Annotated in this window: 28 protein-coding genes; all 28 read right to left on the reverse strand. The window is 36.2% G+C overall.

From position 1 onward, the window contains the following. Positions 1–124: 124 nt before the first annotated feature. Positions 125–367, reverse strand: coding sequence for a hypothetical protein (locus B1A98_RS18335; RefSeq protein WP_087903790.1), 243 nt, complete (start codon positions 365–367; stop codon positions 125–127). 164 nt (positions 368–531) lie between these two features. Then, positions 532–2,655 carry a type IA DNA topoisomerase gene (locus tag B1A98_RS18340; protein WP_063384078.1) on the reverse strand — a complete coding sequence of 708 codons (2,124 nt, stop codon included), beginning with the start codon at positions 2,653–2,655 and terminating at the stop codon, positions 532–534. A 67-nt stretch (positions 2,656–2,722) separates the two neighbouring features. Continuing rightward, positions 2,723–3,478, reverse strand: coding sequence for a Fic family protein (locus B1A98_RS18345; protein WP_052475182.1), 756 nt, complete (start codon positions 3,476–3,478; stop codon positions 2,723–2,725). Between the two features lie 84 nt (positions 3,479–3,562). Further along, positions 3,563–4,792: a MobP2 family relaxase gene (gene mobP2, locus B1A98_RS18350; protein WP_041114324.1), complete on the reverse strand. Its 1,230-nt coding sequence runs from the start codon at positions 4,790–4,792 to the stop codon at positions 3,563–3,565. Further along, entirely contained in the window at positions 4,789–5,232 is a 444-nt protein-coding gene (locus B1A98_RS18355) for a hypothetical protein (RefSeq protein WP_041114325.1), read from the reverse strand. The genes mobP2 and B1A98_RS18355 overlap by 4 nt, the downstream gene beginning before the upstream one ends. Continuing rightward, complete coding sequence (locus B1A98_RS18360; protein ID WP_041114326.1) at positions 5,207–5,548, reverse strand: ribbon-helix-helix protein, CopG family; 342 nt, start codon at positions 5,546–5,548, stop codon at positions 5,207–5,209. The genes B1A98_RS18355 and B1A98_RS18360 overlap by 26 nt, the downstream gene beginning before the upstream one ends. A gap of 259 nt (positions 5,549–5,807) precedes the next feature. Beyond that, entirely contained in the window at positions 5,808–6,803 is a 996-nt protein-coding gene (locus B1A98_RS18365) for a hypothetical protein (RefSeq protein WP_052477393.1), read from the reverse strand. A gap of 52 nt (positions 6,804–6,855) precedes the next feature. Then, positions 6,856–7,944, reverse strand: coding sequence for a C40 family peptidase (locus B1A98_RS18370; RefSeq protein ID WP_125896170.1), 1,089 nt, complete (start codon positions 7,942–7,944; stop codon positions 6,856–6,858). Next, positions 7,920–8,519, reverse strand: a complete 600-nt coding sequence (locus tag B1A98_RS18375; RefSeq protein ID WP_041114327.1) for a DUF6556 family protein — start codon at positions 8,517–8,519, stop codon at positions 7,920–7,922. The genes B1A98_RS18370 and B1A98_RS18375 overlap by 25 nt, the downstream gene beginning before the upstream one ends. 1 nt (position 8,520) lies before the next feature. Continuing rightward, positions 8,521–10,476 (reverse strand): VirB4 family type IV secretion system protein, encoded by a 1,956-nt coding sequence (locus B1A98_RS18380; protein ID WP_041098547.1) that lies wholly within the window; start codon positions 10,474–10,476, stop codon positions 8,521–8,523. A gap of 10 nt (positions 10,477–10,486) precedes the next feature. Next, the gene (locus tag B1A98_RS18385) at positions 10,487–11,155 is read right to left on the reverse strand and encodes a hypothetical protein (RefSeq protein WP_063384077.1); all 669 of its coding nucleotides are present in this window, start codon (positions 11,153–11,155) and stop codon (positions 10,487–10,489) included. Further along, positions 11,136–11,492 (reverse strand): DUF5592 family protein, encoded by a 357-nt coding sequence (locus tag B1A98_RS18390; RefSeq protein WP_041098543.1) that lies wholly within the window; start codon positions 11,490–11,492, stop codon positions 11,136–11,138. Before B1A98_RS18390 ends, B1A98_RS18385 begins: the two co-directional genes overlap by 20 nt. Continuing rightward, positions 11,489–13,813, reverse strand: a complete 2,325-nt coding sequence (locus B1A98_RS18395; RefSeq protein ID WP_063384076.1) for a pLS20_p028 family conjugation system transmembrane protein — start codon at positions 13,811–13,813, stop codon at positions 11,489–11,491. Before B1A98_RS18395 ends, B1A98_RS18390 begins: the two co-directional genes overlap by 4 nt. Positions 13,814–13,847: 34 nt before the next feature. Further along, complete coding sequence (locus tag B1A98_RS18400) at positions 13,848–14,423, reverse strand: hypothetical protein (RefSeq protein WP_063384075.1); 576 nt, start codon at positions 14,421–14,423, stop codon at positions 13,848–13,850. Positions 14,424–14,448: 25 nt separating this feature from the next. Then, entirely contained in the window at positions 14,449–15,192 is a 744-nt protein-coding gene (locus tag B1A98_RS18405) for a type II secretion system F family protein (RefSeq protein WP_158286045.1), read from the reverse strand. Beyond that, on the reverse strand, positions 15,185–16,306 hold the full coding sequence (locus B1A98_RS18410; protein ID WP_063384073.1) for an ATPase, T2SS/T4P/T4SS family: 1,122 nt from the start codon (positions 16,304–16,306) through the stop codon (positions 15,185–15,187). Before B1A98_RS18410 ends, B1A98_RS18405 begins: the two co-directional genes overlap by 8 nt. Continuing rightward, positions 16,299–16,568, reverse strand: a complete 270-nt coding sequence (locus B1A98_RS18415; RefSeq protein ID WP_240492420.1) for a YdbC family protein — start codon at positions 16,566–16,568, stop codon at positions 16,299–16,301. Before B1A98_RS18415 ends, B1A98_RS18410 begins: the two co-directional genes overlap by 8 nt. A 27-nt stretch (positions 16,569–16,595) precedes the next feature. Further along, positions 16,596–17,297 carry a hypothetical protein gene (locus tag B1A98_RS18420; protein WP_063384072.1) on the reverse strand — a complete coding sequence of 234 codons (702 nt, stop codon included), beginning with the start codon at positions 17,295–17,297 and terminating at the stop codon, positions 16,596–16,598. Between the two features lie 18 nt (positions 17,298–17,315). After that, complete coding sequence (locus B1A98_RS18425; protein WP_082821653.1) at positions 17,316–19,538, reverse strand: VirD4-like conjugal transfer protein, CD1115 family; 2,223 nt, start codon at positions 19,536–19,538, stop codon at positions 17,316–17,318. An 80-nt stretch (positions 19,539–19,618) separates the two neighbouring features. Then, entirely contained in the window at positions 19,619–19,975 is a 357-nt protein-coding gene (locus B1A98_RS18430) for a PB1 domain-containing protein (RefSeq protein WP_041098529.1), read from the reverse strand. An 11-nt stretch (positions 19,976–19,986) separates the two neighbouring features. Then, positions 19,987–20,415: a hypothetical protein gene (locus tag B1A98_RS18435; protein WP_041098527.1), complete on the reverse strand. Its 429-nt coding sequence runs from the start codon at positions 20,413–20,415 to the stop codon at positions 19,987–19,989. A 6-nt stretch (positions 20,416–20,421) separates the two neighbouring features. Further along, the gene (locus B1A98_RS18440) at positions 20,422–21,825 is read right to left on the reverse strand and encodes a toprim domain-containing protein (protein ID WP_063384071.1); all 1,404 of its coding nucleotides are present in this window, start codon (positions 21,823–21,825) and stop codon (positions 20,422–20,424) included. Further along, positions 21,788–22,741, reverse strand: coding sequence for a hypothetical protein (locus B1A98_RS18445; RefSeq protein WP_063384070.1), 954 nt, complete (start codon positions 22,739–22,741; stop codon positions 21,788–21,790). Before B1A98_RS18445 ends, B1A98_RS18440 begins: the two co-directional genes overlap by 38 nt. Positions 22,742–22,824: 83 nt before the next feature. Further along, positions 22,825–23,058 (reverse strand): pilin, encoded by a 234-nt coding sequence (locus B1A98_RS18450; protein WP_041098523.1) that lies wholly within the window; start codon positions 23,056–23,058, stop codon positions 22,825–22,827. Positions 23,059–23,065: 7 nt separating this feature from the next. Further along, positions 23,066–23,317 carry a hypothetical protein gene (locus B1A98_RS18455; protein ID WP_082821652.1) on the reverse strand — a complete coding sequence of 84 codons (252 nt, stop codon included), beginning with the start codon at positions 23,315–23,317 and terminating at the stop codon, positions 23,066–23,068. A gap of 66 nt (positions 23,318–23,383) precedes the next feature. After that, entirely contained in the window at positions 23,384–23,551 is a 168-nt protein-coding gene (locus B1A98_RS20615) for a hypothetical protein (protein WP_169713124.1), read from the reverse strand. Positions 23,552–23,960: 409 nt separating this feature from the next. Then, positions 23,961–24,359 (reverse strand): hypothetical protein, encoded by a 399-nt coding sequence (locus B1A98_RS18460; protein WP_063384069.1) that lies wholly within the window; start codon positions 24,357–24,359, stop codon positions 23,961–23,963. Positions 24,360–24,376: 17 nt separating this feature from the next. Then, complete coding sequence (locus B1A98_RS18465; protein WP_063384068.1) at positions 24,377–25,069, reverse strand: hypothetical protein; 693 nt, start codon at positions 25,067–25,069, stop codon at positions 24,377–24,379. Positions 25,070–25,154: the final 85 nt, after the last annotated feature.

Consider the following 25,154-nt stretch of genomic DNA (forward strand, 5'->3'; position numbering starts at 1 on the left):
TCATCAATGATAGCTCTTTTTGTTTTTCCGTTTTGGTACAGCTGTACCATCTGCTTTTTGAACTCGGCTGTAAATGTACGGCGTTCTCGCTTTATCATATTTGAAGCTCCTCATCTTTTTTAGATCAAGTGTACGTGACCTTAATTTTTCTGTCCAGATAAGTGTAGACGCTCCAATCCAAGTAACACCAATCTTCATCACCAATCGTGCGTCCTTCCGCAAACAAATAGGACTTTTCCTCGTCCCAATGGACTTTTATCTCCTCTGTTGGAGATACAAAATACAAAGCATGACTGTCCTCCATATCAAATCTAAATTTATTCCCCCATCCAGACTGAACAATCCTTGTAGCTAGCTCTTTATCCATCTATAATCCTCCTCTGTATGTCTAGAATGAAATAATCAATGGAAACAACCATTCGAAAACATGCGTTATGTTTATAAACAAGTACCTCACCTCCTTTCAGTTAATCGTTCAAAAAGAAAAAGACTCCAACATTTAAATTTGGAGTCTTTCAAGAACACTAAACATTATTTTTTATTCGGAAACTCAAACAACACTCTTTCGTTTTCAAGGTATAAATACGCATCAAAGGATTTATTTTGTTTGCTTTTGAATCCCTTGATTAATGCTGTTTTTCCCCCTTTAATAAGCTTCTGAGCGTTCGATACACTTATTGATTTACTGCAAATTACTTTTGGCAAAGTAAATGTACACCCCTTGCTATATCCACTACAGCCATAGAATTTCCCTTTATCTTGGATATAACCTTTTCTGCATTTAGGGCATTCCCCTATTCCTGCTTCTTGCTTTGCCTTTTCTACTAGTTGATCTAGCTGGATCATTTGCTGAGGAGCTTCTTCTGTCAAAGAACGTAAAAACTGCTCAACTCTCCGAAGGAATTCTGATTGACTCCCTTCTTCCTGACCAATTTTGTATAAATACTGTTCCCAGTTTGCTGTCATTTCGGGACTGGACAACATTGTTCCTTCTACTGCCTGACAAAGAATTTTTCCTTTTTGTGTGACAGATACAACATTTCGCTTCACTTCTAGATACCTTTGTGCTTTGAGTGTTTCAATAATACTGGCTCTTGTTGCTTCAGTACCAATTCCTTCCGTTCGTTTTAATGTGTCTTTTGCTTCTTCATCTTCTATATCTTTTCCAGCTTGTTTCATTACTTGAATAAGTTGACCTTCTGTATAAGGCTTAGGAGCTTGCGTAGTGCCTTCTTTTAATGACACATGAACTGAACACAGTTCTCCTTCTGTCATAGCTGGTAAAACGGCTGCTTTTTCTTCCTCATCCTCTGACTTGTTTTGTGTATCAAATAAGGACTTCCAACCTTTCGATTTTTCAACTTTCCCTGTCTTTTCAAATAAAAGCCCATTTACATCAACTTCTACTTTTGTCTCTTCATATTCATACAGTGGTGCGAACATCGCTAATGTTGTAAGAACAATTTCTTTATAAATATTTTGTTCTTTCTCCGTTAACCCGTTTAAATCTGTCACTTGCTTTGTTGGAACCAGTGCATAGTGTTCTTGAACCTTACCTCCATCTACAAATCGTTTCTGAGGTTCAGGAAATGCCATATCTATCTCTACACCTAAAGCAGATGAGTAATTTGTTATGTTTTCTTTAATATAAACAAACTCATTTTCTGTAATGTAATGTGTATCTGTTCTTGGATAAGAAATTAGTTTCTTTTCATAAAGAGATTGAGCAATTTTCAATACATCTGACGGGCTGTATTTCCATAACTTATTTGCTTTCCCTTGCAAGGTTGAAAGAGAATGTAACTTAGGGGACTTCGTTTTCTTTAATGATCTTTCGACCTTCTGAACAACCCCCTCATTTTTTCCCTCTTTTATTCCAATGGTCTCTAAAGTTGAGTAGGCTTCTTGTTTTGAGAAAAATTGTTTTCTATGTTTTGCTTCAAATGATCCATTATTGATGTGGACATTTCCTACCCACTCATAGAAAGGCTGCGGCTTAAATTGTTCAATTTCTCGCTGCCGTTTATAAATTAGATACAGAGTAGGTGTTTGTACGCGCCCTACACTAAATACACCATTTAATCCTTTATCTCGAAGCAACAATGTATATAAACGTGACGCATTCATTCCGACTAACCAATCACTGAATTGTCTTGATTGTGCTTCTCGATACAAAGGCAAATACACATTTCCTTCTTTCAAGTTCTTAAATCCTTTTTGAATCTCATCGACTTCTAAAGAATTAATCCATAATCGTTTTTTCGGTTTATGGCTCGCTCCCGCCATTTGAATAATACTTTGAGCAATATTTTCTCCCTCACGATCACAGTCTGTAGCCACAATAATTTCGTTCGCTTCTTTTAACAACTTCTTCACTATTTGAAATTGTTTCTGTTTGTCCTTCGCTACCTGAAACTGAAAGGAAGCCGGAAGAATCGGCAAGTTTTGAAGGCTCCAGCTCTTCCATTCTTCCTTATATGCTTCAGGTGGTATCAATTCGACCAAATGACCGAACCCCCAAGTAATATAAGCTAGACCATTAAAAAAACGACTATCTTCTACTAGAAAATAGCCGTCTTCCCGTTTTGTTTTTTGAAATGCTTCTGCATAAGCAGCTCCTTGACTCGGTTTCTCTGCTAACACCACAGTTTTCATATTGTCCTAACTCCCTCAATTTATTTTTTAAATAAAAAGGATTCACCAAATATGGTGAATCCCACTATCATCTTTCAGGTGAATTGGAACGTTCTGCCTCAGCTGCTAATTTGGTGTAGTGTTTAATAAATGGCTCTGCCATTTCTTGAAACACTTCCTGCTGCAACATCGCTTCTTTGATCAATAAAGAAGGATCTTTTTCAAACATTTTTAATCCCTGAATATATTCCTCACGCCGTTCAGAAGAAATAATAAAAGGCGTAACATCATTTTTCAAACATTCACGTAACATAATAATTCTGCCGACTCGTCCATTCCCATCCTGAAACGGATGGATACATTCAAATTGATGATGAAAAGTTAAAATATCCTTTAAATCAATTGTTTGAAGCAAGTTATAATTCGCAATTAACTTCTCCATTTTCTCAGGCACTTCGTGCGGCTCTGCAACTTTTTGATCCCCTACGATATTAGGGAATATTTTATAACGACCAATACCATACATTTCTACGTCACTTGTACCTTTTTTTAATAATTGATGATACTCTTTAATTAAACGTTCGGTTAAAGGTTCATCTATTGTTTCTAGCATAAAGTCAACTAAGGCAAAATGATTTTTACTTTCAATAATGTCATCAACTTTATGTCCACCTGTCAGTATGACATTCTTCTCATACAAAGATTGAGTATCAGATAATGTCAAGGTGCTGCCTTCAATTTTATTGGTATTGTATGACATGGTAATTGTAACGTAATCATACAAGCCATTTTTTAATCGCTTCTTTCGTTCTTGATTAATTATAGAAAGATAAGTAACTTTCATTTTTTGATACTCCTCACTATATATTTTTAGGGTACTTAGATGACTTGATTGCTCTATATTCAATACCCTTTAGTATACAAAAATTCATCGTTCATAACCATCTAACATACGATCAAATTCTTCTACATTCCGATCCTTTTGATAATCATGAAAAGATTTTCTTAATCGAAATTGCAAATTCCTAATCGCTGAATCTAACGATTGACTTCTTCTCCATTTATATTGAGTGTAAGAACGATGATTCTTTGCGTAAAAGGTTTGTGCCTCCATCTGACGCACACGCTTATCATAAGCCCTTATTTCAACGAGTACCGCATTCCCAAGTCGTTTCTGTAAATCATTTAGTTTGGTTTCTTTATACTTCTGATATTGGCTCCCTTCCCCATACAGTTCTTTCATAACCTTTACTTCATCATCTAATAATTTATGCAGTTCTCTCATTTCTTTTTTATGATAAGTATTTAAATAAACCTCAACTATTTCATCAATATATGGACGGGCATCATTAATAGCTTGATAACCATACTGCCATTTTTTTCGATCTTCCGGCAGTTTTTTAATGGCTTTTTGAAACAATCGTTTCGTTTTTCTATACGTTGCTAAATCCACACTTTTTTTAGTTGAAACTGATCCTCTAATCAAATCGTTAATCCGATTTCTTTCTTTTGTACGATCTAAAATCGTATTAGCTACACGTGATTTCATCTTATCCAAAGTTCCCTGTTTTCGTTTAGCTCGATATTGTTCCGTCCACTCATTTGTTTCTTTATCAAATATTCGTTTCTTTTCTCTAGTTGGAAATGGTTCAACTGTTGCCACATGAACATGAATGTTATCTGTATTATAATGAATAGCTGCTGACCAAACGGCTGTGTCCTCTATATTCTCCGCTTTCAGCATTTCTTTGATTGCTTCACGCACCACATTTCTTATTTTTTCTTCATCTAAAGCGCCTGTTTTCGAATCATATAATGCTTGTTTTTGTAACCATTGATTATCAAAACTAATCACATCTTGCCAAAGAGGAGAGCCATTTTGCTGTGCTAAATGGAATATTTTTTTTAATTCTCTTTTTTGTTTTGAATTCAATTCATCAATATCGCTTGTAAACAAAGAACCTTGTTTTTCTTCATCACCCATGTAGTTAATATACGAGTGGTATACCTGAAAATCATTCACAGCTTGTGAATGACGATTAACTTGGACTTCTCTTTTTACATCGTCACGATCCATATATTCAACATAGTTGTTATATTCACTTGCACTTGGCATAACAAATTTGCTTTTCAACACTACCCCCGGTGAACGACTCATTCAGCTTTCTTCCTCTTACTCTCATGATCTAATTTACGTTGACGGTTATGAGCAATTCGTTTAATGATTAATTCTTCAGCTTCAATAAGCTCTTTTGTTTTATATTGCTCCGTTGTTCCCAACTTTTTAAAATCATGAATAACAAAATAATGATTCCAGAACTCTAACATCATTTGTACATGCTTATCAATGATGTTCGTAGCAATCCTCACACGATTCAAATCATTCCTTAACGAGTTCAGCTTCTCATTTAATTTGTTCTCAATTAACTTATCTATCGAATTGATTAATGCTATATTGTCTTCGTGACGCTCCTCAAAGTATTTATTAATGGCAAACTCAATAGCAGTAGTGTAATTAAGACCCTGTTCTTTTGCCAACACTTGAATTTTTTTGATGGTATCTTCATCAAACTTATATGTTCTTGCGATCTTTGCCATCTATATCTCCTCCAAACGTATTTATGAAATGATCAATCTCATCATTACCTGTGTCCGTTATCATGAGGAAGAGAGTCTTTAACATTTTCACCTCCTCATTATTTTCTTTCACTATCTCCAGCATTCTTTCTAACACAATGATGAATCGTTGGATTGCTTCTTCCATTCGGTTCTTTTCCTGAATAAATGGATCAACATGAGCCAGCTTTTCCAAATATATTCTTAAGAACTGCTCGCGCGACATCTTCTTTTTCTTGGCTAATTCATCAATTTGTTTTACTGTAGCTGCATTCAAATTGCGAACTTTGATCTCCAAAACATCACCCCATTACACATCTTTACATAGCCTGGATAAACAAAATTGCGGGTTCAGAGAAAGAATTATGCGAGTATTTGTTAGCATGATTCTTTTGCCAACAGCTCCGCCATGCGGACTGTTGGAAATTCTGCAAGAGCATAAGGAAAAAATGCCCCCACTTAACGTGTGGGGTTAGGCAGAGCCTAACTTTTCAATGGGGACAAAAAAACAGCGAGAAAAATACCAAAACAATACCATAAATCTAAAAAAATATCGGCTATTTTAGCTCGATTTCTTCTTCAAAACCTCCATTTTCCACCTCATTTTTTGTGGGTTTTATAGCGCTTTCGATCTCTTTTTTATCATTTGCGGCTGCCGCTTTAGATTCAACATCGTTCAATTTCTCATACAACTTTGCTTCTTTTTCTTGTAGTTGTTTCACTTCAGTTAAATAATCTTGTTGTTGTTTTTCTGCCTTTTTAATTGCTTCTTGTTGAGAAACAATTTTCGTGTATGCTTCTTGTTTCTCCTCTTCTGTTTTGTATTTCATTTCACTTTTCAGTGTTTTTATTTCCTCTTTGATTGATGAAATTAACTGTTCTTGCAGAGGAATACGTTCATTTTGAATGGTCACAATTTCCTTTTTCACCTGTTCAATTTCCAACATAATCTGCTCTTTCTTATAGGCTAAAGTTGAGTTGCTTTTCAATTCTTTGTTCAACTTAATTTTCCGATAATCGCCAATCACTATGGTTTCTTTTGGTTTTGGCCAGCTGCTTTTTGCCTGTGCTGCATCTGGATCAAGGGTGCCTGTTCCTTCTGGTAAAGCATTGTTTATTTCATTTTCAATAATTTTCGGATCTCTGTTTTCTCTCACAAACAATCCTATATAACTGTAGGTTTCCGGCACTTTTTTAATTTGCAATACAACAGTTTCTTCATCCTTGTACACAACCTTTACGGGAAAGATCTCTTTGCTATCTTTTTCTTTAGCAGCAAAAGAAAACGTTGGTCTAACCTGATCTGTCCCTACATGTTTTGTTTTAAGCATTACTTCCATGAGCTGTTCGTTAGGATTGTACTCCCACTTTTGCAATACCAAATTGGTTTGATCCAGTCCAGTAATCTCCATATTGTAAGGTGTTTGCATGATAGGGTTATCATCGTACATCCATAATCGTGATGTGAAAAACACAGCGAAACACAGACCAATAAAGAGGAAAAATCCAATGTAAAACTTGTTTTCAATTTCTCTATTTATCTTCAGCTTCATTTCACTTCCCACTCCTTTCTATACGAAAAACTAGGTGGTTGATTATCACCACCTAGTCAATATTTGCAAATCGTCCGAACCCTGCAAAACGAGATTCATTGTAATAATTGTCTCGAATTGGATTATAACGAATTCCTTTTTTCTTGGATTGAGCGTTAAACATCATCCCATTGCCGACATAAATTCCCACATGTGAAATTCCTTGCTTGTAAGTGTTTTTAAAGAAAACTAGATCTCCGGGCTTCGCTTCCGAAGCAGGAATTTTCTTAGCTGCTGCATATTGTTGAGCAGCTGTCCGAGGAATATTTACACCTAAAATGGTTCTATAAATGTATTGCGTTAGTCCACTGCAGTCAAAAGAAGTTCGAGGATTTGAACCGCCCCATGTATATCTCCACCCATTGTATTTTTCAAATTCAGCCTTCATTGCTTGGAAAGTTGCACCACCAACGCTAGGGGCAAGTGGTAGCCCATCAGTTACTTCACAATTCATTGTTAGACCACCAAGATTCCCTGCATACTCTTTAATACGAGGAACCCAATGCCTGTTTAAACCATTCGGATCGTTCGCAGCTCCCAAAGGCGCATACACAGAACCTAGTTTTTCAACTGTATTTAGTCCGTCTTTAATAATCCGATTGTGAAGTGTTCTTGCCATTGCAGCTAAGCCATCTTCTAAAGTTGGAAAGATATATAACTTTCTACTGCCCGTTTTTGGATCCATCAATCCACCAGGGTTATTCTTGTTCACAACAGCATTAGAGGTACCAAATCCTGTTTCATGAAGAGCAATTGCTGCAAACAAAACTGGATCAATACCATGTTCTTTTGCTAGTCGAACAATAGTATTTTGTGTTCCATTCAACTTACCTGCTGTAGCAAAAACACTGTCCCATCTAGCCATATCAAGATCACCTGTTTGAGCGCAGGCAGAAAATCCAATAGGGGCACTTTCGTTGTTTCCAGAAGATCCAGCAACAGCTCCCACAATAGCAAATATAAGCAACATAATCGCCAAAACAATGGCGGCTCCTGAAACACCCAAGAGTCCGCCAATCCATACAACAGCTTTCCATGTAATTGCTTTTTTTAATACTTGTTGAAGCTTATTCATATTTAAACAAGCTCCTTCACAATCCACTTATTCTCTTCCTCTGATTGAATCAGAGTAATATAAAGTGCTTGCGTTTGTTCTTTTACAACTGCACCATCTTTCATCACATCCCAAGTAGCAATTACTTCGAATTTCAATTCATTCTCTTGATCTGGAGCAACTGAGAAAGTTTCTAAATCTTTAACATTGCGCGTAATTCCATCTGATGCAACGACCAATTCTTTTTTAATCAACATAAAAAAGGAAGGATCAGAAATCTCCTCCCATTCAGATAAATCTCTATCATCTTTCAACCAAAGTGTAGCTGCCTTATTAGCTGTGTCTTTTGCTTTTTTAAATGACTCTTTTCCAAACAGGTCAACATATTCCTTTTCATAATTTTGATCATCTTGTGATTGTGATGAACTTTTCTGTTCAACTGATTGGGAAGAAGAGGAATCCTTACTCATTTCTTCTTCATACTCTGCTGTACCAAAATCGTTTTGAAAATTAGAATCCTCTTGTCCTTGATCTTTATTAAAAAGGTTCATAATAGTGATACTTACAATAACTATTCCAACTAAAACCACTAAAAGAAACTTCACCTTAGTTGCCTTTTCCATCTTACATTCCCCCTGTAAACAAGGCTAACTCTTCTTCTGATGCTTCAACGGTGAACATTAGGTTCCCCACACCATTGATGGACAACAGGCAATCACCTTGTTGAAATTGAGGAATTTGCGCCAGTTCACTTTCACTCATTTGCCCTTCGAAAATAGCTCTTAACGAATCCAATGTATTTGAATCTTGCTGCATAATAAATTTGTATTGAGTTAATTCAAACAGTGTTCTAATCTTAGTTACAACTTCCGTATCGGAATGGTCAGGAACGAAGTCACGTATAGATTGACTTGCCAATAGCAAGCCTCCAAAATACTTGCGAGCTTCCCGCGCGAAGTCCGTCAAAAAGCTCACAGCTAGCATGTTCTCTGAATTTATCATTCTATGAGATTCATCTATAATGACTAGGAAGCGAATAGCTTCATCTACATCGAAACCATCTTTGTATAATGCTTTCATTTGAGGGGCACCAATTTGAATCAAATTATCCCAAATCATTGTTAACGCATTATACATTTGAGCGTTAAAAATATTTTTCTCCAAGCGAGTTAAATTTCTAATTGAAAAGAAGATCACTTGTTCATTTGTAAAGTCAGGCAATGTCGTGTGACCGTTAAAAAGGTGAGCATAACTGTGAACTAAGTTATCAAGAACCAATTCAATTTTTTCTAACCGATTAGCACGAGCAATACTGAGTTCTGGTCGAATAATACGTTGCTCTGGATGCTCATACAACTCTTTGCGTATAAAATGAAGTAAATCACTAAAGATCGGGTACTCTTCATTCGGTAGATCTGTTACACCCGTTGTATGAATTTTTTCTATGAATCCTAGTGACTCATAAAATGCCCGTAGAATCTTTTTAAACTCCTCTAATTCATCCGTTGATGGATCATTGGCTACAAACTCATAGAATGTAGCCACTTTAGAAAGATGCTGCATAAAGCTTAAATTCTCGTCTTTAACAGTGTCTTCTCCATTGTCTGCTACTCTATAAATTTGTAATGGATTAATGATCCCATGACTACCATCTAAGCTAAGGCTTTGTCCGTTAAGAGCGTCAACGAGCGTGGCAAATTCTCCGGTTACATCGAATCCGCGAATAAAATATCCTCGACACGCATTGTCTGTAGTTAATTTTTTCAATGCAGTGGACTTTCCAGCTCCCATAGTTCCTACAACTACACCATTGTAGTATCTTCTCTTTTTATCTTTATGAAACATATCAAAAATAACATTGCCACCAGTGAAAGAGAGACCTAAATAGCTTCCTTTGGGATCATTTAACTCTGAGAAGTGAAAAGGTAATCCAGCAGCTAGAGAAAGAGCAGGAAGTCCCTTTCCTTCTCTCTTGTTTGGAAATAGTTGTTGATCTTTGTAAGGAAGAAATAAAGACTGCCATTCCCATCGAGATTCATTTAAGAATATTTGACCTTTAAACCCGTACGAAGTTAAATCCGTAATGATGCTTTGAACTTTTTGTTCCAGCTGCATAATTGTCTTTTCATGCACAAATAGGCGAATGTGTATTAATTTCACCACTTCGCCCATTTGACTAATACTTTTATATAAATCTTCTAATTCACTATAGCTTTGGGAAGCATCCATTCTTTCAGATTGATGTTTAGAGCTTCGATAACGTGTGTCTTGCTCTACCATACTCTTATTAATAGAGCTAATCGTTTGATCCTTTTCCATTGTGGCTATATCTTTAACAAAGATTACATCACGCATAGAAGATAGTTTCTCTAACCACAATTCATCAACTGATGACGGATAATCCCAAATATGTATACACGCCTCATACCCATCACCTTTCTTAATATATTTATCTTTAAACGATACCCCTCCTACAGGTTGAATAGCTGCTAAAAAAGACTGATCATACTTTTCACTTTTTTTCTTACTCTCAGCTTGTTCCTGTTTATTCAGCTTTATTCGATCAAGCAGACTTTTCATATTGTTCACCTCAAATTTTTGTATTCTGATTATTTAGCATAAATAAAATATCTATTTTTTTATCTAACGATAGCTTTTCTAAAGGAAATGAGTGTTGCATGCTTCGAATTGCTTGTTTTTTACGTTCCCCTAACTGCTGTGGTGTGTCCGCATAAATAAATAGGAAAAACTCTCGGTTTGTTCTTTCCTTTTCCAAAAAGTCTAATTCAAATAGCTTTCGTTCGATAAATCTAAGACGAATTGGATCTGTTGTTTTCTCTCTTTTTTTCATCCAATAACTTTTTTGTTCTCCTGTATTAGATGGGAAATTCAATCCAACTTCCTTAATATCCGCAGAATAACTACGTAAAAAACGAGTTCGTAATAGAAGCATATATTGCAAGTCTTCATGACTCATTGAGTAAAGGTCTTTTGTGTTAATTTGAAAAATATCCATTACACCATTTTTCAATGTGATACAACTCTCGTCTATCTTCAGAAAAGGCAGGACTGAAGGCGTTTGTCTCAACACCTTCTCAGCTTTTTTCTTTTTTTCTACCTTCTCTGAGGTAGTCTTTGCTTTGCCTTTCCAGTTCATTTTTTTAAAGCGATCTAAAAATGCGCTTTCTTTTTTCTTATTAGTTTCCGAGTATGTGGGAACAACAATAGGCTTTAATGCGTCAACCTCTTGTTTGGTCATTTCGTATGCGTCCTCCTTCCTTTTCCTTATCTCCGTACATCAAGGTATTTAAGATTTTATTTGAATCAATTGAATGGTAAGTGTGAGAGTTATGTTTAAAAAACAAATAAGCAGACATATAATTTTTAACCCCTGGATTATTGCTTGATGGCATAAGTGCCCAAAGTAATGCTATCCCTGAAACAATAAAATAAGGAATCGTAAAAGCACTATGAACGAGATCCTTCATTACTGTGAAAATAAAAATGAAGCTAATCAAGAAAATGACTAGCTCCCTCATTTCTAAACCAAAAAGCTTAGGTTTAGACCTTATCTCTTTTGGAATATTATATTTCATTCGTCAGGCTCCTCTCGTTTCGGTCTTGGTTTAATCTCCTTTGCTCCTAACTGATCCGTACTTTTTGTTGGCTTGTTCCCCACATTCGTCACTCTTGCTAGCCCCACACCTGCTCTTCGAATATTCTGGCCTAATGTAAATCCGCTGTTTCCTGCTCGTACAATTAATTCTTTTGCTTCCTGAACAGATCGGTTTCCTCCAATGAGAGTGTTTGGATGTGTTGCATGTTTATGACCATAATTAGCAGCCTGACTACCCGTTGGAATAGAACTATCTACTCCTTTTCCTTTATCATCCCTTACTAATAGATTCGATGTTCCAGTTGAAGAAGAAACAGGCGGCTCTGTCCCTCTTTTCATTTCTGGCATTGGAGGAATATTATCATTATTTATTGGTGGGACAGCTGTACCCCCTTTGTCTTTTACAGCTGAATCAACACTTGAAATAGTCGAACCATTTGGCTTGCTTGATGATCCAGACTGAATGCCAGTGTTCGGAATAGAAGAAATTCCTGAATCTCTTTCTTGAACTAGGTTAACACTAGCCGAGTTTGAATTAACCGATGCAGCAGCCGTTGATTCAGATGTAGTGGCTTGTGAGTTCATTTGAGAATATCCAGATGGAATTGGCTCTGTTTCCTTCTTAGGAGATAATTGATTACTTTGTTGAGCTGGTATAGTTGATTCACCTGTGTTTGTAGCAGCCCTATTAGGTTCTTTCGTGTCATCTAAAACTGATCCAGCCCCCGAATGAGGAATAGATCCTATTAGAGCCGAGTCTTTGTCTGGCAGATTTGTACCTGTTCCATTGTTTTCTTTAGAAAGCATAGGTGAATCATTTAAATTAGAAATACCGTCTAATTTAGGCTCATCTATCGAACCGAGCGCGTCAACTGCATTTTCTTGACCTGATCTAGGAATAGGTTTTGTTTGCATTTTTGGTATGCCACTCTTCGATAGTTCCTGTGGCGTTTTACTCATCATTCCTGAAACAGAGCGTCTTGCGAAGTTTGCAGCACTTGCTAAACCAACACCAGCTTTTCCAATCCCACCGATTCCTTTCTTAGTAGCATTCACACCAGCTCCTGCCGCTTTAGCTCCTGCATATGCTCCCATTAAAGCCTGTGACCCAGAGCGCAACCCAGCATCAATTCCTAGCATACGCTGAACAATATCCGGGGCGTCTATTAATGCCCATGTACCGGCAACTAATAGTAATAAAACTCCAATTCCTCCGATGTCATCTTTTAAATCATTTGACCACATTGCGTACATCATAAAGATTTTCAGTAGCATCATCATGATAAAAATAATCGCGAATGTATTCATAATTTCAACTAAGATTTTCTTTGTTCTTTGACCGCCTGTTAAGTCGGTCACAGCAACAAACATTCCGAAAATCTGATGAAATGCCAAATCAAAAATCGAACGTCCGATTTTTACAATCGTGATTACCATGGCAAAGGCTGTTACAGCCAAAGAAAAGATTAATACTCCCCAGTTTACATGGTAACGGTAGTAACTTTCTTGACCTAATGTTGTTCCTATCACTTGTCTTTCACGCAAGTCCCTTACAACAAACTTGTCCTCATTCCCTGTGGCTGCAAGCTTCTTCTGTAATACCTTTTTTGTATCTTCGTCAAGATCTTTCACCCAATCTTCCTTAGTGAGCCATCCATCATCCTCTTTTAAATCCAACTTTTCACTAAATGAAATATACGGCAAGGACTTTTCAGACAGCCGATTAGCATTCGTGAAGTCGGTTGTACCTATCTTTGGATTGTTTTTGTCAGAAGGCTGCGGAGGTAAGCCGCCTTTATTATCTTTAGAAAACTTGAAATCATTTTGAGCATAATATAGAACATCCGCTACATTGCTTTTCACCATTCCAGAAGCAAGACTCGTGTCTTTAGGGTTGATCTGCTCTACACTAGAATTAGTTAATTTGCCCATATTGGTCATTAAATCAGGAATTAATACGACCATAGACACCGCTAAAATAACATTCAAAATGATTTCATTCCGTTTATCTATTTTATTTAACATAAATTGAACGCCTAATACCATGAGGGCAAGTAAAAATAAGCCCCAAACAATAGGACGAGCCGTTTGCATAAATTCTTGTACTGGCTCTATCGAATAAAAATCATGTAGGGTAATAATTTTATCTACAATGTTTTCAATGAAACTATTCAACCATGTTAATAAAAAAATAAGACCTCCTCCTATTGATCGGAAGAAGTCTTGCCAAAGCCATCCATCGCTAATATGCAAAATATAATCCAGCTTTTTATATAGCTCAATCAATTGTTCATCGCTCATGTAATCGCTCCTTTCATGAAAAAAAGAACCGACTCTACTTAGTAAGTTCTTTTTGATCAGTCAAATTTATTTCGTAAAACTGAATGTATTCTAGGGTTTTCCTAACATCTTGATCAATATTGGAGATCTGTTGAAGATGATCCACATTATTATTAGCTTCCGTTTTAAAAAACGCTTGTACTTCCTCAGAGTTCATGTTCTTCGAATTTAAAGGGTAGACGCCTCCATTCTCGACAACTGACATACTAAATAAAGGATTCCATTCATCCCCTGATTTAGGATGTACATATTTTTGAGCTAGTTTACGGGATTCTTTATCGCTCATATCTTTTAGATTGATGTAATAAGCAGTCACCCCAGAGCGACGAAAGGAGTCATTAAAGGCTTCAATGAGCTTGGTCTTTTCTATATCCTTCTCATTAGCTGAAAAAGAGAATAAAATAAATGTCTCATGATTGTCCAACTTTTTTTCTAACTGCCGAGTGGATAATTCATTTATTCCTATTTGCGGAGAACTTTGACAGCCTGATAATATTCCTACGATTAACAATGTACTAAATAAAAAGAGAAAACTACTTTTCCTAATTTTATTTATTAACCCCAACACCATTCCACACTACTCCCTCTTTTAAGACTTATAAGCGAACAGAAATGTCCATTTTTTTCTTTTGGAGAACGTACAAATTAAATAGTATTGCCCCGTACGTCAAAAGCAGCACAACGATTCCTGCGATTGAAACAGACAAAAATATTTCCCACAACTCAGAAACAATTAAGCGTAATAAAATCATAATGAAAGAAACCATGCCTAACAGTACATAGACGTTTAAAGCAAAAGTTTTTTTCCTTTTATGTAGTTCATCACGCTTTGTCAGCTCAAACATCATATTATGCCTAATTTGTTTGAATAAGTCATTTACATCCCCACCACGCTCATACTTAATTAACAAGTTTCTATGAAACTGATCTAGTGATGGAAAAGCATATTTTTTAAAGTGATCTGTATCAAGTACAGCCTTACTCTCCAGGCTCTCTATAGTGCGATCAATGTCTTTCCGAATATCTGAACTAACTGTACTTCTAGCAGCCTTTAAGGCATGTAACACGTTTTCTCCTGTTCCCATAAAGAAAATCATGTTGGTAATGTATTTTAACAGCTCTTTTAATTGTGTCTGATATTGATTGAGCTTTTTATGCCTATAGGTAAAGTTAAAAAAGAAAAACAGCGCTCCTACAACACCAACACACATGCTTACGATGAAGTTCTCAGATGTGAAATAAAAGAAAGCGTAGTTTAAGAGAAACAACCAAATCAAGTGAAACAATAGTTCCCATCCACTAAACAGAACTCTTATTTCTTTCCATGTTTTTTTAAACATCGTGATTCTCGCCCTTTCTTTTAAAAACATCTGGTAACATGTGAATTAGCTCTTTGTCTTCTACATCAGCTAATACTTTTGGTGATAAGGGATTAAATTCTTGTTCATACCGATACTCGCCTGTTTTAGAATCATACTTTGCAGCTTCTCGGTATAAGTATGTTCCTACAGCTCCCTTCTTGGTAAAGTCCGTATATTCCACAATTTCTTTAATACGTCTGACTGTTTCTCCATTAATAACTTTAGCGTGTAAGTAAATCCCAAAACGCAAAAATTCAATGATTTCATTTCCAATCAATTGATCATCAATGATGGCATAAGCAGGGGATTGACGGATCATGGGAATTAAACGAGAAGGGATATTCATTGCTCCTTTAGCATGAACGGTTGTAATAATAGCGTGGTCAGTCTTTGCACTATCCAGAATATCTGCAGAAACTTCCCCCCTAGACTCTGCGATAATTGTCCAATCTGGATTATTCCGCAATGCTTCTTGTACCCCATCCGTCATCGAAAATCTACCTTCAATTGTTCGCCAACTGTTAATATCTTTGGAAGGATATAAAGTTTTAATATGGCTATCTCTCGTATCTTCAATCAGAGTAATTTTAGAATCATCTGTAATAAAACCAACGAGAAGTTTTTGTAACTCCGTTTTTCCTGTGCCTGTCCGCCCGCTGATAATGATATTACTCTCAGCGAGCATCAATACTCTTAGCAGTTCCCCAACTTCATCGTGTCTTCCTGATGTAAGTTCAGCAATTGAAGAAACCGCTAATCTTGGACGTGATACACGAATCGCAAAAGTCATACCATCTGGACTAATGACTTCATGTACTGCATTCACCCTCAAAAAACCTATTTCTGTATTTAATGTTGGCTCACTATTGTTAAACTCTTTCTTTTCATGATCCGCAATCTGTTTGATCAATCGTTTAACTTCTTCATAACTAGGTTGCTTTTCAGCCTTAAAACGCCCTCTTTTGTTATGTTGCAATCTCAAAGTTGTACCATTGTAAGAAATATCGGTAATATCTTCATCTTTTAAGTATTCTCCAATAAAGCTATCTTCTAAGATCCTTTGTATTCTTTCTTGTTTTTGCTGATCATCCATGTAAAAGATTCTCCCTTCCGTATTCTTTGTGAAGCTCCCGTGGCAACGTATGTAAAATATCACCTAGAGTAAATATTTCTTCTGGAGTAAAAGTCATACCTTTTCCAATAGACTGCTTATTCGGTGGCCACCATCTAATATCAAATTTTGCATTTCCACCGTTCCAAGAAATCAAGTTCAATTCTTTTGTCCAACCATTTGATCCTTCATTTAAAATAGCGATTGGCTTTAGAATTGAGTAACTCATTCTTAACTCATTCACGACAACTCCCCCCTTATTTTTATCTGTTTATAAAATGTTAATAGCCTTCGTGATGTCTTGAAAAAAGTAAAAGAAAATAACTGCTGCAAATCCCAAAGTTAAAAATAAAGAGATAAATATAGGCATATATCCGTACTTATCCATCTGGATCATTTTTTGTTGAATTAATTCATCTACTTTGTTTTCTTGCAGCGTATGAATATAATTTTCTAGTTCTTGTATTGCTTCTTTTTGCACACCGTATTCACTAAATTGATAAATCATATCCATAATCATATAGGCTTCACTTGTTCCTATATAATCGGCAAATGCTAAATAATCATCTCGATTGTTTCCTTGCTCTATTTTTTCTATAAGATTGTTCAATTCACTTCGCAATGGATCGTCTGTGTATTCTACCGTTTCAACTAATGTCTGATACACGTTTCCAGAAGATGAAAGCAACGCTAAAAAGCTCCCTAAAAATTGAGGGAACAAATAAGAATTGATTAAATCACTTTTCTTTTTATTAAGGATCAAATTCAAGTAAGGAATTTTATAACCCATATAAAATATGATCGGCAAGCTTATAAGCCACAGATACTCTTTAATAAATAAGATCCCTAAAGCAAAAAAGCAAAAAAGAATCAAACCGTATATACATCGAATTAGTAAGAATTTTTTCTTTTCTGTTCGAAAGTAAGACAAATAAGTGTCCAAGTGCGTCTCTTTTAGCAGCTCCGTAATCAACTCACACAACCTCCTCTATCACATAATCTCATTTTTCAATTGTTGTTTTATATCTTCCTCGTCACCGCAATCGCTATAATTTTCCTCACTTTCCTCTTCCAATCTATCTTCTAGTTTGTTGACCTCATTTTTTTGTTCTTGCTGTTTTTCTCTGACTAGTTTCATTCGTTCAACCCAATCATTTGTCACACTTTCCGGAAGATAAGTAGCTAAGCATTTATTGACTATCATGGTAAACAAGCCTGGATCGCACTCAGTTTGGAACGTCAGATAGCTAAACAACTGTATGGCTGTCCATTCGTCAATATTGTTTAATGGCAAATCTTCACCCGTAATGATTAGCAATTTACGAACTTCTTTTTTAAACTGGAGAAATGCTTCTTTTCCAATTAAACTAACTATTGGTACGAACTGATCACTTTCTGTTTTCGTTGTAAATACCATTTCCCGCAAATTCATATCATGGTAATCATTTGATAAAATTGGCAGTTCCATAAGTGACTTGCTTGTATCAAAGTCTTCTGCCAGATACTCCCATCTAAACTTATGAGCTGTTACACCGCGATTGTAGATCGGTTTTGGCTCTATTTTTCTTCGTTTATTGTCTTGTCGTTTATTCGCACGAACGACTACAGATTCCCCTTCTTTTAAACGCATAAGTTCATCCGGCATTAGTAAAGGACGCTCTTTGGTTGATTCACTATGCGACTTATCTGTAGATAAGAGTTTTCCACTACGGCTAACATCTGTAATAGTTTTCTTTCCAACTAATGATGAAAATTGTTCTGCCGTCTTTTGATCTTTAGTTAAGATATAAATTTGATTCGAACAGTTACCGATAATTGTGTCTGCTTCATCACCGTACTTTGTTTTTAACTGCGAATAGGCTTGTACGATTAAGTGGAAGCGAAAGCCACGTCCAGCTCCGACCGTCACCATTGATGACATCCCATCTACAGTAGGCATGTTTCCGAACTCATCCAATAGAAAATGAACTTGTCTTTTCATTTTCCCGCTGGGACTCATTGTGGCTTTCTCAGCATTGATTCGATAAAGTTGACTCACAAAGATACTTGCTAGCACATGGTTAGATTCATCATAGTCAGGTGTAGCCATAAAAATAGCAACTGGCTTATCACCAAATCCTATTCTCGTTAATGGCAGGCTATTGTAGCTAGTTAACTTTGCATTTGGCTCTAATGTGAAAATTTGCAGCTTATCCATCGCTGTCGAAAAGATACTTGCCCGAGTGTTTCCAGCAGCAAAATTACTCGTTGCATACATCATCCGAGCCGGATTATTTTCAGCTCTTGATTTAAAGAACAAATCCAACGCATTATTCCCTTGGTCGTCATTGTCGCTACCTAGCGTAGAAAGAAAGTTGGCGACTGAATACATATTGACTTTCTCTTCCTTCCCAGTAGCAACGGCATCTTCCGTCAATGCCAAAATAATCGCTGTCACTAATGACTTAGCAGAGTTTGACCAATAAGGATCTTTTGCATTCGGATCGTTGTATAAACTAAAAGCCACACTATTCGCATACTGTTGAGCAAAGCTTGTTTGCCCTTTTTTCCATGCATCTACTACAATTTCAAGTGGGTTAAATCCCATGGACATCTGTTGTTGAATCAAGTTAAAAACATACACTTCATATCCACGTTCTTTTAATGTTTCATAGCTTGCTGCAGCAAGCTCACCTTTTGGATCATTGACTACCATAGACGCCTTTTCTTTTGCGCGACTAATCACATCTATCATCGGAACAACAAAAGTTTCTCCTTTACCCGATCGTGTAATACCAATCACCATTGAATGTATCGGTCCTTCATCAATTAATAGCCGATATGGACGATGTTTTTCTTGTAATCCAGCAACGATGACTCCCCCATGCCCCTCATATTCTTTCTCAGAAGCAGGGATCACCTTATACTGCTTTTTTAACTCTTTCACTGTCTCAAATTCACTTGTTCCATGTTGCCCTTCATTCAAAGATTGATAGTTCATTCGAACATTGTATATGAACTTCACAACCCCGATCAGCGCAATGATATAGAACCCTATATAGAAGGGAAGAAGAGTTTTTTGAAACACAAAAAAACTTCCCCATTCAAGTGAGAAGTCAACAGTTTCAGGATTTTCAGAGAACTGCTTCAAAGCCATTAACAGCTCTTGTAAAAAAGCTAATAGAAAATTCGCCAGAAAAAAGCTAACAAACAAAAAGCCAGAAACAAGGATCATTAATACTTTTGTATTGGCTAATCGCTCTAAAATAGCTCTATCTTTCACTCTTCTCACACTCCTTACTTTTCACATCTTTCTCACCTTTTCATGACATGTACTATGTTTTGAGTCTTCAAATGACGCTCCTTTTTGATACTTTGATAGGTGTAGTCATACGTTATATAAATGGTATCTCCAAATGTACGTTTTCCAGATACTACTTTTCCATCTGAATCTTTAAATGTGATTTTATATCCCTTGCCCTTCAACGAATCAACTACACGACTCACCTTAGATGTAACGCCACCTTCTTCTTTAACCAATTCAGCTACTTCTGTGCTAACCTTCATAAATCCATGATTGTGAAGGCTATCCACACCTATCATAAGCAACGCTGGAAATAGCACTCCTACGAATAAGGCTATTGAAAAAATAGCTGATTTCATTTCACCCATGCTGTCACCCCCTATGATTCCAATTGGTGAAGTGTGAGATGCCTTTCTGCTGTTCCTTTCACTGTTCCTTGATCATTGACTAATTGCACTCGGAATTGTATTCCTCGGATTTCCTCGTCAATCTCTGTCACTTGACCTTTATTGTCGACAAAGACATAGTCCAATTTCACGTCATATGGATGGTTTTTTTGAACAGCGACAAGATTTGCGGATAAATTGGCTGCTAGTTCCTCTTTATTAACAAATTCAATCGGGCGCTCCGCCTTTCCATCATCGTTTAATTCGTTTCGAATAACACCTGCTGCCACTGTATCTGCTAATACCTCAGCTTCAGATGTCGTCCTTACAGTGATATTTTGTGAAGAAGAAGCATAAGCAATCCCCAATACTAATCCCATGAAGATTAAAGTTACTAATATCCATTTCACAGGCGTTGTCATATGATTTCACTCCCTATGAATAGCTATGTTCTTTTCTTGATTAAGAGAAAATAGTTTATGACAAACTTCTTTAAACCTCTTCTCACTTTCATTGAACAACTCATTTACACTGTTCACCTTATCTGGATAAGGGAAAGCTTGATAATGAACCTGTTCCTGTGTCAACCAACTAGACAGTTGCTTTGTTGCATATATTCCTTTGGGATCTTTAGGCATGGCTAATATAATTTTTTTATCCTCCATCTTTATCGAAGGGTCTTTAAGCGCCTCATTCACCCTAAGAAAAGATCTATTATCCTCTAAGGGGATCGTTATCACTCCTATTTTCGGATCAATACACCGAAAAGAAATAGCATCTAAACGTGAACTACAAAAGACTATAACCTCTGATTCATCTTTAATATCAACAAAGTCCCTCTCTTTATTGCTGAATGAGTGTTTGACTTGTTGATACTGTGTCTTGAACCCTTTGTAATCTTCCATCAAATACTGATTTGGATCATTGATTTTTGCAGGAGTCGTAAATAGCTGATAGTCGGCATCTATCGCTTCAAGTGCTGACACTATTGCCCTCGCTGCTTTCCATCCCCCCTGGTCATCATCTGGAGCGATAATGAATTTTTTCTCTTTCACTAATTCAGCATTTTTCACAAGATAATTACTTAGATTTTTAGACTTGGCTGCACCTGTTAAAGCATAGAACCCAATGGCTGGATCAATTTCTTTAAAAGAAGCTGCATCAAGTACACTTTCACCAATCACAACCAACTCAGCTTCCATTGGAACATCAACAAAAAAATCCCTCGTTTCTTTAGAGGGATTTACAATTAACTGGATTTCTTTTGGTTCAAGGGAGGGATCAATGCTTGATCGAAGTAACACACGATCTACCGTACCTTCCTCACCATAGATTGGAAATATTAAATTCCTCTTACACATCCAGTCATTTTCTTGATAGCTTTTTGGAAACAATTCTTTTCCATGCTCAAACATTTTCTTAACAAGTAAAGGATGGCTTAAATCAACCAAGAAGGATTGTGTAGTCTCTCTAGAAAGACCTCTGTATCCTCTTTCTAAGTTTTTATTTTCCACCCGGTACTGCATATGCTTCAAGTATTTGGTGATCATTTCTAAACTGTTTGCTTGTTGATTGGTCAAAGAAGGATAAGTGTTGGTTAGTTGATGTCGAATAACGGCTTTCTTGTTTTCTTGAAAATGAATCAACATCCTTGCGCCACACTCATTTTGCCGATTACACTGAATAAAGTTAAGGTTGTTTTTATAAATAAAAGCTTCCGGTTTCTCACATTCTGGACATGTGCAGATGAAATATCGTCCCTTATCACTGGCATTTAGATCCATTAATGCATCTTCAATGTTCTGATAAATGACTTTTTTGTTCACTTCCATCTATATCACGCACCTTCTTCCAATAGGAGGATATTACGGGGCTGAATACAAGCGATTCAATCACTTCATTCGTGTCTAATACAAAACCAGTAAATAAAATCTCATCATACTTTTTAGATAACTCATACACCAAATTGACATGTAAATCATAAGCTTTTTCAAATCCTTGTTCCTCGGCATAATCAGTAAATAAGTGAGATTCTATTTTTTGATAAGGCAAGAACCTTATAAATAACGCTTCTAGCCTTGTCTTAGGTATGGATCTATAATTGGCTGTTGCGTATTGAATAAACTCTTGGAAATGGCTTTCAATGCTTAGCCAGCCTAATACAGCATCTTTTAAATCATTCTTTTGACTTTCATTATCCAGCAGCACCTTATTGATCACAGCACGATAGGCAGCTTTTAATGTATTCACGATTTCTTCTAATTCTGAAAAGAACCCATTACTAACATGTACATAAAATCCATCAAACAGTTGCTTTAATTGTTGAATATCTAATAGAAGAGGAAAGGGTGTTACATCTGACCGTCCGAGTATTTGATCCATTCGAATAGCAAACGATTGAAACTCTTTATTCAAAAACAATTGCCTTTCTAAGTCGGCATACTCTCGCAATTTATTTGCATACTTATGGCGAATTTCCTCCTCCCATCCCTCAAAATTCAAAATAGTGGTTTCTAACTGTTTTTCAAGAGATTGTTCCTTTTCGAAAAACACCTGAGTAATAACTAATTGCTTGCCATCAATCCAACACTCAAAAGCTTTAGGTTCTGCCATTCTTTTTTCACGACTCAATCGCTTTCTGACCTTCTGAACGTTCTCTTCTGCTTCACATAAAAAATAAAAACGGTTCTCCTCTAATTCACGTAATAGTTCCCCCTCTTCTTTAAAACGAATAAATAAGTTTCTCATGATCCATCAATCCTCCCTTCCTAAAAATAAAAAAACAGGTAATCAAGTCTTATCCATTGACCTTGACTACCTGATGATTTTTATTAGAAGCCAGAAACTTTTGTTCCTAACCAAGCAACCAAGGATGCTCCTAGATAAGCCAACCCGAATCCTACAGCCACGTTAACCATCCACCCTGTACATTGTTCTTTTCGCTGTGGATCTTTCGCAAACATATATATTAATCCGATCACAATAAGAACTAAACCAGCCAGGGGGGGAGCCACCGTTTTAATGTCGCCGGCTACGTTTTGAAAAGTTGCAATGACATTGTTCATACTCCTATCACTCCTTTGCTAACATCGCGATTTCATCCTTATTTGAGAGGTTGAAACTTAACACGACTTCCTGATGTTTTTTATGCAACCAGTCAAAATAAGAAATACCTTGACCAGTCAGTATCTCTTTTGCTAATGCTTCAAATTCATTAAACCCTTCTGGCTTATTAGCACCAGAGCGCTTTTTATTAGAAGATCTGGGCTTCTTTTTCACTTCTGTTGTTTCAATTGTTTTCTCTTCTTGTGCCAACATGTTCACATACATCTCTCCTATCAAAATATGAATGAAGCTTTCGCCTAGTTGGACGAAAGCTCGATCATTCGATTACTTCGGCATTCCTGAGCCTGCAAACACATTATCAACCAGCTTAGAAAAGGCTACACCGATCTTATCCATCAGTGGATCAATCACACCTGTTGCAAAAGCTATAAACACACCGAAAAGGACTATGACAACAAGACTCAATGTAATTGCCCCTTTATGTTCACCCATGCTTTTTCCCTCCTCTCAATAAAGATTAATTATGAGACTACCAAATCTCGGCCTTGCGCTTTTGATCAAGAGCAAATAATGCAGCTACTCCTACCAATGCTAAAGAAGTCAACCAGACTCTTTTTTTAGTGTTCATTAGTCACTCCTCCTTCCTAAAAAAGCCTTACTGTGATTAGCCGGACTCCAAGAACACAAAAAAAGAAGCTAATTATTCACAAGAAAGTGAACTAGCTTCTTTTTCATTCATTATGCAGTTTTAAGGAATCCTTGCTAGGAGGCTTTTTCTTTTGATACTAATAATATAGCATGTAAATTCTTGCTTTTTGTCCCGAAATTATCCTCGTTTTATCCCAAAATTGTCCTGAATTTGTACAGTAATTGTACAGGTTTTTCCCCAGTAATAGAAAACTTAATTACGAAGTAGTTTCAACTCAAAAAAACTAAACTTGAAAACAATGTAATTCTCACCACGTATTTTTTCATACTTATCTACAAAAATGCCGTATACATAATATTTTCTCTCATTTGAATAACCAATTATCGCTACCTCTTCTCTTTCACTTTCATGTAATTTATCAATACTAAGATCACTGTAAGGTAGAGAAGAAAAATAGCCATAATACATATGCTCTGTCACTAGAGAACGTTTTGTAAAGCCTCCAATCTTGTATGCTTTATTTTCAAGATACTCTTGAAACACATAAGTTGTACCAATTTCATGCCAAGACAATCCTATAAATAATATGCAATCTTCTAAAATTACAGGTTTCTTCCTTTGACTACCTTTAGCAAAAATGGCTTCAATCATTTTATATAACACTACCTTTAGTTTTTCTTTTCTTCTATTTTAGAAATAAAAAATGCCTGTTTTAGCTCTTGAATCTCTTTCACCAAATCTGTCATATCTTTTTTCACTATGTGCATCTGTTTCATTCTTAAATTAAGATCAATCTCGAAACTTCTGGTTTTTTTTCGAGCCAATCGAGAGTTTTTTGGCAAGGTGTAATAAGTAACATTTGCGATTGATTTTGTTGGGTTATTGGTAGCTAAATATTCTATCACAGAGTCATAAAGAAAAGATACTTCTTCTCCTTTGTCAAGCAATGGCATTCTTTTTAGGATTGGAAGTTCATTTAATTTTATATCTCCATAAGGTAAATCAGGATCGAACTTTACAGTTAAATCATACGCTGGACTACCGCCAGAATTTCTAAGGTATAAATTAAAAAGGTTTGGTGTTTTGGAATCTGGAACAATTCCTATTGTTACCGCTGGTTCCTCTTGGGCTTCTCTTTGTCTCTTAGTTTCTTTGTAGGTTAGAAATGTGAAAAGTAATAGAATAAAGGTACCTATGGACGCGAAAGATGTTGCAATTGAAGAAAGCGCAGCAAACTTTTCAGTGTCCCACCCGATCTCTTTAAGCTGCTCATACACATAGAACGTCAATGGAAGAAAAAGTACTGTGATAACTACTAGGAGCGCAACAAAAATCAAATTATCTTGAATATAGCTTTTCAATTAAAACACATCCATTCTTTAAATAAACTTATCTGCTTTATTAAGAACATAGCATTAATCATGTAAATTTATAACGAACCTTGAT

This window comes from Pseudobacillus badius, from assembly GCF_002189605.1.
Classification (GTDB): domain Bacteria; phylum Bacillota; class Bacilli; order Bacillales; family Domibacillaceae; genus Pseudobacillus; species Pseudobacillus badius.